General features: G+C 68.9%; 10 protein-coding genes. 9 read left to right on the forward strand and 1 reads right to left on the reverse strand.

The genetic code is table 11. The annotated features are described in order from the left end of the window. Positions 1 to 26 precede the first annotated feature (26 nt). A complete protein-coding gene (locus QC180_RS21135; RefSeq protein WP_278264513.1) occupies positions 27 to 911 on the reverse strand; it encodes a PAC2 family protein in 885 nt (294 codons plus the stop codon). A gap of 139 nt (positions 912 to 1,050) precedes the next feature. On the opposite strand from QC180_RS21135, the gene metH reads away from it, so the two are divergent. The 9 genes from metH to QC180_RS21180 form a co-directional block, all read left to right on the forward strand. After that, positions 1,051 to 4,647: a methionine synthase gene (metH, locus tag QC180_RS21140; RefSeq protein ID WP_278264514.1), complete on the forward strand. Its 3,597-nt coding sequence runs from the start codon at positions 1,051 to 1,053 to the stop codon at positions 4,645 to 4,647. 178 nt (positions 4,648 to 4,825) lie between these two features. Further along, positions 4,826 to 6,628 carry a serine/threonine-protein kinase gene (locus tag QC180_RS21145; RefSeq protein ID WP_278264515.1) on the forward strand — a complete coding sequence of 601 codons (1,803 nt, stop codon included), beginning with the start codon at positions 4,826 to 4,828 and terminating at the stop codon, positions 6,626 to 6,628. Positions 6,629 to 6,708: 80 nt separating this feature from the next. Then, a complete protein-coding gene (locus tag QC180_RS21150; protein WP_278264516.1) occupies positions 6,709 to 7,380 on the forward strand; it encodes an HAD family hydrolase in 672 nt (223 codons plus the stop codon). Positions 7,381 to 7,499: 119 nt separating this feature from the next. After that, the gene (locus tag QC180_RS21155) at positions 7,500 to 8,363 is read left to right on the forward strand and encodes a HalD/BesD family halogenase (RefSeq protein ID WP_278264517.1); all 864 of its coding nucleotides are present in this window, start codon (positions 7,500 to 7,502) and stop codon (positions 8,361 to 8,363) included. 12 nt (positions 8,364 to 8,375) lie between these two features. Next, the gene (locus QC180_RS21160) at positions 8,376 to 9,191 is read left to right on the forward strand and encodes a class I SAM-dependent methyltransferase (RefSeq protein ID WP_278264518.1); all 816 of its coding nucleotides are present in this window, start codon (positions 8,376 to 8,378) and stop codon (positions 9,189 to 9,191) included. Between the two features lie 9 nt (positions 9,192 to 9,200). Next, a complete protein-coding gene (locus tag QC180_RS21165; protein ID WP_278264519.1) occupies positions 9,201 to 11,021 on the forward strand; it encodes a choline/carnitine O-acyltransferase in 1,821 nt (606 codons plus the stop codon). 79 nt (positions 11,022 to 11,100) lie between these two features. Next, the gene (locus QC180_RS21170; RefSeq protein WP_278264520.1) at positions 11,101 to 11,364 is read left to right on the forward strand and encodes a phosphoribosyl-ATP diphosphatase; all 264 of its coding nucleotides are present in this window, start codon (positions 11,101 to 11,103) and stop codon (positions 11,362 to 11,364) included. Positions 11,365 to 11,420: 56 nt separating this feature from the next. Continuing rightward, on the forward strand, positions 11,421 to 12,272 hold the full coding sequence (hisG, locus tag QC180_RS21175) for an ATP phosphoribosyltransferase (RefSeq protein ID WP_278264521.1): 852 nt from the start codon (positions 11,421 to 11,423) through the stop codon (positions 12,270 to 12,272). A gap of 326 nt (positions 12,273 to 12,598) precedes the next feature. Beyond that, the coding region (locus tag QC180_RS21180; protein WP_278264522.1) for a 4Fe-4S dicluster domain-containing protein at positions 12,599 to 13,738 on the forward strand (1,140 nt) is incomplete at its 3' end.

Here is a 13,738-nt window from a genome sequence, read left to right on the forward strand (position 1 = left end):
TCGCGCGCCCGGCGGCGGCACGGGAACTACAGGCCGAAGCTGCCCGGCCCCCGCCTGCGCAGATACTTCTCGAACTCCGCCGCGATGGCGTCACCGTCGATCTTCGACATCGTCTCGTTGAGATCGATCGCCGCGTCGCCGCGCTCCTCGAGCGACCGCACGTACTCGTTGATCTCCTCGTCGCCGACGGTCATCTCGTTGACCGCGGCCTCCCACTCCTCGGCCTGCGTGGGCAGCTCACCGAGCGGCACCTCGATGTCGAGCACCTCCTCGACCCGGTGCAGCAACGCGATCGTGGCCTTCGGGTTCGGCGGTTGCGAGACGTAGTGCGGGACCGCCGCCCAGAACGACACCGCGGGCACTCCGGCCTTCACACACTGGTCCTGCAGCACCCCGGTGATCCCGGTCGGACCCTCGTAGCGGGTCTGCTCGAGGCTGAACCGCTCGGCGGCCTCGGGACTGTAGGCCGACCCGGTGACCGGCACCGGGCGGGTGTGCGGGGTATCGGCCAGCAGCGCGCCCAGGATCACCACCGTCTCCACGCCGAGCTGCTCGATGAATTCCAGCAGGTCGTTGCAGAAACTGCGCCAGCGCATATTGGGCTCGATCCCGCGCAGCAGGACGACGTCACGTTCGCTGCCGGGGGGCGAGCACACCGAGAGCATGGTCGAGGGCCACTGGATCTCCCTGGTGACCCCGTCCACCTGACGCACCGTCGGCCGGTTCACCTGGTAGTCGTAGTAGTCCTCGGAATCCAGTTCGGCCAGTGGCTCCGCGTCCCACAGCAACTCGAGATGCTCGACCGCGCCACTGGCGGCGTCACCGGCGTCGTTCCAGCCCTCGAAGGCCGCAACCAGCACGGGATTGCGCAACGTCGGCAGTTCCGTCTCGGGGGTTTCACTGGCATCCACCCGGTCAGCCTAGTGTCTCGGGCGAATTGTTTTGCGGTGACCGGCGCTGTTGCGTGTTTCGGCGCGCGGCTGTGGCCGGGGCCACTCGATTCACCCGCAGTGGTCTCGGGCGTCGGTGCCGACCATTAGTCTTGAACACATGTCTGCGTCCTTGCCCACCGGGTTCGATACCACGCTCCTCGACACGCTGCGGCGGCGTGTCGTCATCGGCGACGGTGCGATGGGCACGATGTTGCAGGCCGCGGATCTCACCCTCGACGATTTCCGTGGCCTCGAGGGATGCAACGAGATCCTCAACGACACCCGTCCCGACGTGCTCGCCGACATCCACCGCGCCTACTTCGCGGCCGGGGCCGACGCCGTGGAGACCAACACCTTCGGCTGCAACCTACCCAACCTGGCCGACTACGACATCGCCGACCGCATCCGCGACCTGTCCGAGCGCGGCACCCGCATCGCCCGTGACGTGGCCGACGAGATGGGCCCCAGCGCCGACGGCACCCCGCGCTACGTGCTGGGCTCGATGGGCCCCGGCACCAAGCTGCCCACCCTGGGCCACGCGCCCTACGTCGCGCTGCGCGACGCCTACACCGAGGCCGCCCTCGGCATGCTCGACGGTGGCGCCGACGCCATCCTGGTCGAGACCTGCCAGGACCTGCTCCAGGTCAAGGCCGCGATCACCGGGAGCCGCCGGGCCATGATCGCCGCGGGTCGGCGCATTCCGATCATCACCCACGTCACCGTGGAGACCACCGGCACCATGCTCGTCGGTTCGGAGATCGGCGCGGCGCTCACCGCGCTCGAGCCCCTCGGCATCGACATGATCGGCCTGAACTGCGCGACCGGCCCCGACGAGATGAGCGAGCACCTGCGGCATCTGTCGCGGCACGCGCAGATCCCGGTGTCGGTGATGCCGAACGCGGGTCTGCCGGTACTCGGTGCCAACGGCGCGGAATACCCCTTGACGCCCGAAGAGCTCGCGATCGCGCTGAGCGGGTTCGTCTCCGAGTTCGGGCTCGGACTCGTCGGCGGCTGCTGCGGCACCACCCCCGAGCACATCCGGCAGGTCGCCGAGGCGGTGCGCGAGGTCGAGACCACGCTGCCCGCGATCGACCAGCGCCGCGCCCCCGAGCACGAACCGGCGGTGTCGAGTATGTACACGGCGGTGCCGTTCGAGCAGGACGCCTCGATCCTGATGATCGGCGAGCGCACGAACGCCAACGGCTCCAAGGCCTTCCGCGACGCCATGCTCGCCGAGGACTGGCAGCGGTGCCTCGAGATCGCCAAGGACCAGACCCGCGACGGCGCGCACATGCTCGACCTGTGCGTGGACTACGTCGGCCGCGACGGCACCCGGGACATGAACGAGCTCGCCTCGCGCCTGGCCACCGCCTCGACCCTGCCGATCATGCTCGACTCCACCGAACCGCCCGTGCTGCTGGCCGGACTCCAGCACCTGGGCGGGCGGTGCGCGGTGAACTCGGTGAACTACGAGGACGGCGCCGGTCCGGATTCGCGGTTCCAGCAGATCATGCGCCTGGTCTCCGAGCACGGTGCCGCGGTCGTGGCCCTGACCATCGACGAGGAGGGCCAGGCCCGCACCGCCGAGACCAAGGTCGCCATCGCCGAGCGGCTCATCGAGGACATCACCGGCAACTGGGGCCTGCGTGAGTCCGACATCATCGTCGACACGCTGACCTTCACCCTGGGCACCGGGCAGGAGGAGTCGCGCAAGGACGGCGAGGAGACGATCAACGCCATCCGCGAACTCAAGCGCCGCCACCCGCAGGTGCAGACCACCCTGGGCCTGTCCAATATCTCCTTCGGTCTCAACCCGGCCGCGCGGCAGGTGCTGAACTCGGTGTTCATGCACGAATGCGTCGAGGCGGGTCTGGATTCGGCGATCGTGCACGCCTCGAAGATCCTGCCGATGAGCCGCATCGACGAAGAGCAGCGCGAGACCGCCCTGGATCTGATCTACGACCGGCGCACCGAGGACTACGACCCGCTGCAGAAGCTGATGGCCCTGTTCGAGGGCGTCTCGGCGGCCTCGTCCAAGGCCTCGCGCGCCGAGGAACTGGCCGCGTTGCCGCTGTTCGAGCGTCTGGAGCGGCGCATCGTCGACGGTGAGCGCAATGGTCTGGACGCCGATCTGGACGAGGCGATGCGGTCGGTGCCGCCGCTGCAGATCATCAACGAGACGCTGCTGTCGGGCATGAAGACCGTCGGTGAGCTGTTCGGCTCCGGTCAGATGCAGCTGCCGTTCGTGCTGCAGTCGGCCGAGGTGATGAAAACCGCTGTCGCGCACCTGGAACCGCACATGGAGGCCACCGACGACTCCGGCAAGGGCCGGATCGTGCTGGCCACGGTGAAGGGCGACGTCCACGACATCGGCAAGAACCTGGTCGACATCATCCTGTCCAACAACGGCTACGAGGTGGTCAACCTCGGGATCAAGCAGCCGATCGCGACCATCCTCGACGCCGCCCAGGACAAGAAGGCCGACGTGATCGGCATGTCCGGGCTGCTGGTGAAGTCGACGGTGGTGATGAAGGAGAACCTCGAGGAACTCAACACCAAGGGCGTGGCCGAACAGTTCCCGGTGCTGCTCGGCGGCGCCGCGCTGACCCGCTCGTTCGTGGAGAACGACCTGACCGCGGTCTACGACGGCGAGGTGCACTACGCGCGCGACGCGTTCGAGGGCCTGCGGTTGATGGACGAGATCATGACCGTCAAGCGCGGCGGTGGCCTCGATCCCGACAGCCCGGAGGCGATCGCGGCCAAGCAGAAGGCCGCCGAACGCAAGGCCCGGCACGAGCGGTCCAAGCGGATCGCCGCCGAGCGCAAGGCCGCCGAGGTGCCCATCGAGGTGCCCGAACGGTCCGATGTGGCCGCCGATCTGCCGGTGCCGACCCCGCCGTTCTGGGGGACCCGGGTGATCAAGGGCCTTCCGCTGCAGGAGTATTCGGGTCTGCTCGACGAGCGGGCGCTGTTCCTGGGGCAGTGGGGTCTGCGTGGGCAGCGTGCCGGTGACGGGCCGACCTATGAGGAGCTGGTGGAGTCCGAGGGCCGTCCTCGGCTGCGCGCCTGGTTGGACCGGCTGGCCACCGAGGGCGTGCTCCAGCACGCGGCGGTGGTGTACGGGTATTTCCCGGCGGTGTCGGAAGGCGACGAGGTCATCGTGCTCACCGAGCCGGAACCCGATGCGCCCGAACGGTATCGGTTCACCTTCCCGCGTCAGCAGCGTGACCGGTTCCTGTGCATCGCCGACTTCATCCGCTCGCGGGACAAGGCGCGCGAGACCGGGCAGGTCGACGTGCTGCCGTTCCAGCTGGTCACCATGGGGCAGCCGATCGCGGACTTCGCCAACGCGTTGTTCGCCGGGGACAACTACCGCGACTACCTCGAGGTGCACGGGATCGGTGTGCAGTTGACCGAGGCGCTGGCCGAGTACTGGCACCGCCGCATCCGCGAGGAACTGACCCTGAACGGTCAGTCGGTGGCCGACGACGATCCGACCGATATCCAGGACTATTTCAAGCTGGGCTATCGCGGTGCGCGGTACTCCTTCGGCTACGGCGCGTGCCCGGAGCTCGAGGACCGCGCCAAGCTGGTCGACCTGCTCGAGGCGGGCCGGGTCGGGGTGACGCTGTCGGAGGAACTGCAGCTGCACCCCGAGCAGTCCACCGACGCGTTCGTGCTGCTGCACCCGGAGGCCAAGTACTTCAACGCCTGAGCCGCCGCCCCGGCACCCACCCGGTTGTGAGAGTCGTCACGATCGGGCGCCGCGGCCATGGGCCGAGCCGTTCGGGCGCCGGGGCGAAGCACTGCAGCACGTAGGATTTTCAGAAAGTTTCATCCCGCTGTGGCGCGGAGGGCTGGACGACTCGGCGAAATCGCATGGAGGGGCGCACATGACATCGGATCGGTTGATCGCGGGACGCTATCGACTCACCGACCCGATCGGCACCGGCGCCATGGGCGTCGTGTGGCGCGCCACCGATGTCCGGTTGCGCCGGACGGTCGCGGTCAAGCAGCTGCTGCTCGCGCCCGGCCTCACCGGCTCGCAGGCGCTCGAGGCCAAGCTGCGCGCCATGCGCGAGGGCCGCATCGCCGCGCGGATGCACCACCCCAACGCCATCACCGTCTTCGACGTCGCCGAAGAGGACGGCCAGCCCTGGCTGGTCATGGAATACATGAACGCGCCCAGCCTCGCGGTGAAACTGGCCGGGGGCGCGACCCTGCCGCCCCTCGAGGTCGCCGGGATCGGCGCGCAGGCGGCCGCGGCGCTCTCGGCCGCCCACGACGCGGGGATCATGCACCGTGACGTGAAACCGGCCAATCTGCTCGTCGGCGACGACGGCACCGTCAAGATCACCGACTTCGGCATCTCGCACGCCACCGGCGACGTCACCGTCACCGCCACCGGCTTCCTCGCGGGCACCCCCGCCTACCTGGCCCCCGAGATCGCCCGCGGCGACAACCCCAAGGCCGCCGCCGACGTGTTCGCCCTGGGCTCCACGCTCTACGCCGCCGTCGAGGGCGCCCCGCCCTTCGGCGAGGGCGACAATCCCCTCGCCGTCCTGCACGCCGTCGCGCGCGGGGTGGTGCCGGAACCGAAGCAGGCCGGTCCGCTGGGTCCGGTGCTCATGTGGCTGCTCACCGCCTCCGCCGAGGACCGCCCCAGCATGGCGCAGGCCCGCACCGCCCTCGAAGACGTTGCGGCGGGCCGGGTTCCGGTCCTGCCCGGCGCCCCGGCGACCAAGATCCTGCCGGTCGGCGAGGCGGCCACGACCCTGCTGCCGCGACCTGGCGCACCCGCTGCCGGGGGAGCCAAGGCGGGACTGCTCGGCAGCGGATTGGCCCTGGCGAAGTCGGCGCGCTCGGCCATCAGCGGCCGCTCCGCCGCCGTGCCCAGCCCGATCGGACAGGCCGCCGCGGGCGATCCCGGACTGCTGCGCCCCCAGGACGCGGCCGAGGCCAGCACGCCGCGACCCGCGCCGTCCACCGCGCTGGCCACCGGTTCGGGCCGCCCGCCCGCCTTCCCGTCCCCACCGGTCCGCACCGATTCGGCGAACAACAATCGCGCCGTCCTGCTGCTGGCCGCGGCCGTCGCCGCCTTCACCGTCATGCTCGTGGTGCTGGTGGTCACCCGCGACCGTGGCGGCGACCAGGGCGTCCAGGCCCAGAACCTGCCGTCGCCGGTCACCGTGACGACCATCGTCGACGGCCGCGTCGACACCGTCGTCATCGTGCCCGAGCAGGAGACGGTGACGGTCTCGGCCTCCGCGCCGGACGCGCCGAGCACCTCCGGCGCCCCGAGCGCCACCCCGTCCACCACGTCCGGCGCGCCCACCTCCACCACCGCGCGCCCGCCCAGCACCACCATCACCACCACCCCGTTCGGCCCACCGACCCCGGAGCGCGTCAACCAGTTCATCGCCGGTTACTACGGCATGCTCCCCGGCAATATCGGCGGCGCGTGGGCCCAGCTCGCACCCAGCTACCAGGCCCAGACCGGCGGCTACGGCGACTACTCGTCGTTCTGGTCGACGGTGCGCTCGGTCAGTGTCGGTTCGATCACCCCGAGCGGTCAGAACAAGGCGGTCGTCTCGCTGACCTACCACCTCACCAACGGCTCGGTGTCCTCGGAGAACCGGTGGATCCAGGTCACCGGCGACGCGGGCCACCTGCAGATCGTCGGGTCCGGCGTCTGACCTATACCGGCTACCCTGAACCCGGCCCGGCGATCGCCGACGGCCGCCGACGACGACGAGAACGAGGCGGGACCACCGAAGTGAGCGCGCGACCGGCCGCGGTGCTGTGGGACATGGACGGCACCCTGCTCGACTCGGAGAAGCTGTGGGACGTCGCGGTGCGTGAACTCGCCCGCGAACACGGCACCGAGCTGACCGACGCGGTGCGCCACGCGCTGATCGGCGCCTCCGGCCCGAACGCGCTGCGCATCCTGTTCGACGGGATCGGCGTCACGATGACCCCCTCGGTGCTCGCCGCGGCGGGGGAGTTCCTGGAACGACGGGTCACCGAGCTGATGCTCGGCCCCATCCCGTGGCGCCCCGGCGCCAAGGACGCGCTGGCGATGGTGCGCGAGGCGGGCCTGCGCTGCGCCCTGGTGACCAACACCAAACGCTCGCTCACCGAGTACGGCCTCGACACCCTCGGTCGCGATTTCTTCGACCTGTCGGTCTGCGGCGACGAGGTCGAACACGGCAAGCCGGACCCGGCGATCTACCGCCGCGCCGCCGAACTTCTCGGTGTTGACCCGGTTCAGTGCGTCGCGATCGAGGACTCGCCGACCGGTGCGCTGGCGGCCCAGGGCGCTGGCTGTGGCCTGATCGTGATTCCCTGCGAAATCGCTGTTCCCGAGCTTCCCGGACGGGTTTTCCGGGAAACGCTGGTGGGTTTGTCGGTCGCCGATCTCGACGCCGCACTCCTCGCGCGGGTATGAAGATCACGTTCTAAAAATGTTGTCGCACAGGACAATTCGCAATATTGTGATCTGCCCGGGATAGGCCGGATTTGGCGAAACCGGCGGCATGAGCCCGGAAGTTCCCGCACACTGAACGTATGACAGGCACGCGGGGGCTTGACGAAATCGTCGATATCGCACGGTATCCGCTCACCGATCTCGGTGGTCCGGGCAGGCAGGCGGCCGTCGCGGCCGCGCGTGCCGAACTGGCCGAGGACGGCTGCACCGTACTGCGCGAATTCATCCGTCCGGAGCTGCTGGCGACGCTGCGGGCCGAGGGCGAGCGGATCGCACCGCATGCCCACTACAAGGTCGAACGGGTCAACGCCTACAACATCCCGCTCGACGCCGACCTGCCCGCCGACCATCCGGCGCGCATCGTGCTCGACCGCGGCAACGCCTTCGTCGCCCGCGACCACATCCCCGCCGACGCGCTGATCCAGCGCCTCTACACCGACCCGATCTTCCAGCGTTTCGTCGCCGACTGCTTCGAACTCGACGAATTGCACGAATTCGCCGATCCGCTGGCGGGTCTGTGCCTCAATGTGGTCGAGCCGGGCATGTCGCACCCCTGGCATTTCGACACCAACGAATTCACCGTCAGCATGCTCACGCGGCGGCCCGAATCCGGGGGTGTGTTCGAATACTGCCCCAACATCCGCGACCCGCACGCCGAGAATCTCGACGACGTGCGCGCCGTGCTCACCGGCGACGGGCAGCGGTTCATCAGCGCGCTCGAACTGCGCCCCGGCGACCTGCAGCTGTTCAAGGGCCGCTTCTCCCTGCACCGCGTCACCGAGGTGGCCGGTGCGGGCCAACGACATTCGGCGATCTTCGCCTACACGGACCGGCCCGGGGTGATCGGCACTGTCGAACGCACCAGGCAGCTGTTCGGCCGTGTTCTGCCCGACCACGTGGCCGCCGCGGCCGACGCCGTCCGAGGTGACCGACTGCTCGACTGAGAGGAACCGCCCATGTCCGTCCCGTTGGACACCAATGGCAAAGCATCCTTCGACGACATCTACGAAAGTCCTGATCCGCGGGCGTACTTCGCGCGGATGAACGAACTGGACTACCGGATCCCGGAACTGGCCAAGCCCCACTTCCAGGAACAGTTGCGGCAGTTGCGGGCGGCCCGGCCCGACCGGATCCCGACCGTGCTCGATCTCGGGTGCTCCTACGGGGTGAACGCGGCACTGCTGCGCGCCGACACCACGGTCGACGAACTGGCGGGCCACTACCGCGACCACGCCGAGACCGACCGGATCGGCCTGATCGCCGCGGACCGGGAGCGGTTGCGCACCGACCTGATGCCCGACGTACGCTTCGTCGGGATGGACGCCGCACGCCCGGCGCTGACCTACGCCCACGCCGCCGGATTCCTGCACGACTACGTGCACGCCGACCTCGAGGCCACCGAGCCCACCGAGGCACAGCGACGTGTGCTCGCCTCCGCCGATCTGGTGATCTCCACCGGATGCGTCGGCTACATCACCGAGAAGACCCTGTCCAGGGTCGTGCAAGCCGATCCACGCAAGCGACCGTGGATGGCGCACTTCGTGTTACGGATGTTCGACTTCGGTCCCATCGCCGAGGAACTGGCCGCGCTGGGCTATCGCAGCGAGCAGCGTCCGGGTATGTTCCAGCAGCGTCGGTTCGCCTCGGCACAGGAACGCGAACAGGTGCTGGATGCGTTGGCGGCCAAGGGAATCGACACCACCGATCACGAAGCCGAGGGCTGGCTCTACGCCAACCTGTTCCTGTCCCGCCCGCATCCCATCGAGACCTGAGGACCTGGATTGAACCAACCCACGTTCGCCGCCGAAGACACCCTGCCCCGGGTTCCGCTGCCGACACTGGAAGACAGTTGCGCGCGGTTCCTGCGGTGGTGTCAGCCGCTGCTGAGCGCCGAGGAGTACGCCACCACCGAGGGCGCGGTAGCCGAGCTGCTGCGCCCCGGTGGGGCCGGGCGCACCCTGCACGCCGCACTGGCCGACTACGACGCCACCCCCGGGGTGGGCAGCTGGCTCGACGAGTTCTGGCCCTCGCGGTATCTGGGCCGCCGTGACCGGATCGCGCTCAACGCCAACTTCGTGTTCCTGTTCCGCGACGACACCCCGCTGGCCGCCTCGACGGTCGCCAGTCAGGCCGAGCGGGCCGCCGCGCTGATCGGCGCGGCCGTGGACTACAAGCTGGCCCTGGACGCCGAGCGGATTCCGCCGGTGACCCAGCGCGGGCAGCAGCTGTCGATGTGGCAGAACGAGTACCTGTTCTCCGAGACCCGCATCCCGGGCGAGGAACAGGACACCGTGCGCAAGCCCTACAGCGCCGAACAGCCCGGCCCCTCCGACGCGCGCCACATCGCGGTCTTCTACCGCGGCAACATCTTCCGGATGGACGTCGTCGGGCCCGACGGCGCGCCGTACGCGTTCGCCGACCTCGTCGACGGGCTGCGCGCGGTGATCAAGGGCGGCACCAAGCCCGCCGCCACCGACACCTCCGTCGGCCATCTCACCACCAAGGCCCGCGCGGAATGGGCGCGCAGCCGCGCGGCGCTGCGCACCGAGGCGGCCAATGTCGCCGCCTTCGACACCATCGAGACCGCCCTGTTCGCGGTGTGCCTCGAGGACTTCGCCCCGCGCGACGAGCTGCACGCCTGCGATCAGCTCCTGCACGGTGACAGCGCCAACCGCTACTTCGACAAGTCGGTCTCGCTCATCGTCTTCGCCGACGGGCAGGCGGGCATCAATATCGAGCACTGCGGCCTGGACGGCACCACCGTGCTGTCCTTCGTCGACGCGTTGCTCGAGCGCACCGCCCAGGACCACGCCGAGACCAGCGGCGCGCGGGCCCAGGGGCTGCCGCCGGTGGAACCGGTCGAGTTCGTCCTCGACTCGGCCGCCCGCGCCGACATCGCGGCCGCCGGAGCCGACTTCGCCCGCTTCGCCGCCGACACCGCCACCTCGCTGGTCTCCTTCGACGACTTCGGCACCGGCGCGGCCAAGAAGCTCGGCATCTCGCCCGACGCCTTCGCCCAGCTGGCCTACCAGCTCGCCCACCGGCGCAGCAAGGGCCTGACCGGCGCCACCTACGAGTCCATCGCCACCCGCCAGTTCCGCAACGGCCGCACCGAGGCCATGCGGGTGGTGACCCCGGAGATGGTCGCCTTCGTCGACGCCATGGTCGACGACGCCGTGGACCGCGAGACCAAGCTCGCCGCCGCCCGCACCGCCGCCACCGCGCATGTCGGGCGGGCCAAGGAATGCCAGGCGGGACAGGCCCCCGAGCAGCACCTGTGGGAGCTGCAGTGGATCCAGCGCCGCCGCGGCGGCGAACTCGGCGTCGCCGACGAGCACATCGCGCTGTTCGACAGCCCCGGCTGGACGATCATGCGCGACGACTACCTGAGCACCAGCTCGGCGCCCTCGCAGTACATCCGCTACTTCGGTTTCGGCTCCACCAGCCCCAAGTGCATCGGCATCGCCTACGTGCTGCTGCCCGACCGCTGGAACATCTACCTGGCCACCCCCAAATCGGTGTCCGACGAGATGTACGCCTTCGCCGACCACCTGCGCGCATCGGTGGCAGACCTGCGCGAACTCTTGGCGAGCGAGTCCTGACCGGTTCCCGCGCGCCGTCACCCCCGTGGTGGCGGTGCGCGGGAAAACCGCTGTGCACGGTGTGAAACAATCGACCATCGTGAAGAACTTCGAATCCCTGTTCGCCGAGCTGACCGAGCGTGCCCAGACCCGTCCCGAAGGGTCGGGCACCGTGGCTGCCTTGGACGCCGGGGTTCATTTCCAGGGTAAGAAGGTGCTCGAGGAGGCCGGGGAGATCTGGCTGGCCGCCGAGCACGAGAGCGACGAAGCCCTCGCCGAGGAGATCTCCCAGTTGCTGTACTGGCTCCAGGTGATGATGGTGGGTCGCGGGCTGAAGCTCGAGGACGTGTACCGACATCTGTGACGGCTGATCCGTCCGGTCGACACCTCCTCCACTTCTCCCCGAAAGGACCTCTCCCCATGTTGCGCGTCGCCGTTCCCAACAAGGGCTCGCTGTCGGAATCCGCCACCTCCATCCTGAGCGAGGCCGGATATCGCAAGCGGACCGATTCCCGCGACCTGACCGTGCTCGACCCCGCCAACCAGGTCGAATTCTTCTTCCTGCGGCCCAAGGACATCGCCATCTACGTCGGCTCCGGTGAGCTCGACCTCGGCATCACCGGCCGCGACCTCGCGCTGGACTCCGGTTCGCCGGTCAGCGAGCGTCTCTCGCTCGGCTTCGGCCGCTCCACCTTCCGCTACGCGGCCCCCGCCGGTGAGCAGTGGAAGGTCGAGGACCTCGCGGGCAAGCGCATCGCCACCTCCTACCCGAACCTGGTGCGCGCCGACCTGGCCCGCTTCGGCATCGAGGCCGAGGTCATCCGCCTCGACGGCGCGGTGGAGATCTCCATCCAGCTCGGCGTGGCCGACGCCATCGCCGACGTGGTCGGCTCCGGGCGCACCCTGCGCCAGCACAATCTGGTCGCCTTCGGCGAGTCGCTCTGCGATTCGGAGGGCGTGCTGATCGAACGCACCGGCTCCGCGCAGGACGACCGTGCCCGCAATCAGCTCATCGCCCGCATCCAGGGCGTGGTGTTCGCCCAGCAGTACCTGATGCTCGACTACGACTGCCCCAAGTCGCTGCTCGACGAGGCCGTGGCCATCACCCCCGGCCTCGAGTCGCCCACCATCTCCCCGCTGGCCGACCCCGAGTGGATCGCCGTGCGCGCGTTGGTCCCGCGCAAACAGGGCAACGAGCTCATGGACCGCCTCGCCGACCTGGGCGCCAAGGCCATTCTGGCCACCGATATCCGCTCCTGCCGCGCCTTCTGACCACTCCGTCGCGCCGACCCGTCCGAGTACGCTGAATTCGGACGGGTCCGGACCATCGATGATCGGAGCGGAGATGTCGAACAAGAACGAGCACGAAGAGAAGATCGAGAAGGAACAGGTCGAGCGCGAGGAAGAACGCCGCCGCCTGGAAGAGGAAGAAGAACGCCGCCTGCGGTAGCGGCACCCCCTCATTCCCTGACCCCCACCCCTGGATCGTCACGGGGAGTGGGGGTTTCGTTTGTCCCGATTCGGTGCTACGTTGACCGGAGAAGCTAAGTTACTCACCGGTAACAAGAGCTGATGATGTAAGGGGAGCGGGGGACGACATGAATGCGGCGACGATCGTGCTGGGCGGCATCGGGGCGGCTGTCACGGTGTACTGCTGGGCGACGCTGGGGCTCGGACTGAGTCGGATGGTGCGGGTGCTGCGCGCGGGGCAGCCGGACGGGATGCGATGGCGGCCGGTGCTGCCGCGCGTGCGCACCGTGCTGATCGAGGTCGCCGCCCATACCCGCATGAACAAGTTCCGCGGGGTGGGATGGGCGCACTGGCTGGTCATGGTCGGGTTCCTGCTGGGCATGGTGTTCTACTTCGAGTCCTACGGGCAGACCTTCGACCCGTCGTTCGGGTGGCCGGTCATCGGCCATACCGCCGGATATCACCTGCTCGAAGAGGTGCTGAGCGTCGGCACCCTGCTCGGGATCGCGGTGCTGATCACCATCCGGCAGCGGAATCATCCGCGCCGACCCGAACGGCTGTCGCGGTTCGGCGGGTCGAATTTCCTGGCGGCGTATCTCATCGAGACGATCGTGCTCACCCACGGAGTCGGCGACATCCTGGTCAAGGCGGGCAGGATCGCGACCTACGGCGGCGGTCACCTGGCGACCGATTTCGTCACCCTGCACGTCGCCCGGCTGCTGCCCGCGAGCCCACTGCTGATCTCGGTCTTCGCCTTCGTCAAGATGCTGGCCGGAGCGGCGTTCCTCTACCTCATCGGGCGTTACCTCACCTGGGGTGTGGCGTGGCACCGGATTTCGGCCTTCTTCAACATCTACTTCAAGCGTGAGGCCGACGGCGGTGTCGCTCTCGGTGCGGCCAAGCCGATGATGTCCGGCGGCAGGGTTCTCGACATGGAGGCCGCCGATCCCGACGCGGATGTCTTCGGTGTGGGCAAGGTGGAGGACTTCACCTGGAAGGGCCTGCTCGATTTCACCACCTGCACCGAGTGTGGGCGCTGCCAGTCGCAGTGCCCCGCCTGGAACACCGGAAAACCGTTGTCGCCCAAGCTGTTGATCATGTCGTTGCGTGATCACACGTATGCGAAGGCGCCGTATCTGCTCGCCGGTGGGGACGCCGAGATCTCCGAGGCGGCGCGTCTCGAGGCGGAGCGTCCGCTGATCGGTGGCGAGGACGTCAACGGTGTCATCGACCCCGAAGTGTTGTGGTCGTGCACGAGCTGTGGTGCG

Source organism: Nocardia anocheti, assembly GCF_029675105.1.
Classification (GTDB): Bacteria; Actinomycetota; Actinomycetes; order Mycobacteriales; family Mycobacteriaceae; genus Nocardia.

Excerpts from the sequence above, each read along its gene's own strand:
- QC180_RS21160 (WP_278264518.1), top strand. The coding sequence starts at position 8,376 with ATGTCCGTCCCGTTGGACACCAATGGCAAAGCATCCTTCGACGACATC.
- QC180_RS21145 (WP_278264515.1), top strand. The coding sequence starts at position 4,826 with ATGACATCGGATCGGTTGATCGCGGGACGCTATCGACTCACCGACCCG.
- hisG (WP_278264521.1), top strand. The coding sequence starts at position 11,421 with ATGTTGCGCGTCGCCGTTCCCAACAAGGGCTCGCTGTCGGAATCCGCC.
- QC180_RS21155 (WP_278264517.1), top strand. The coding sequence starts at position 7,500 with ATGACAGGCACGCGGGGGCTTGACGAAATCGTCGATATCGCACGGTAT.
- metH (WP_278264514.1), top strand. The coding sequence starts at position 1,051 with ATGTCTGCGTCCTTGCCCACCGGGTTCGATACCACGCTCCTCGACACG.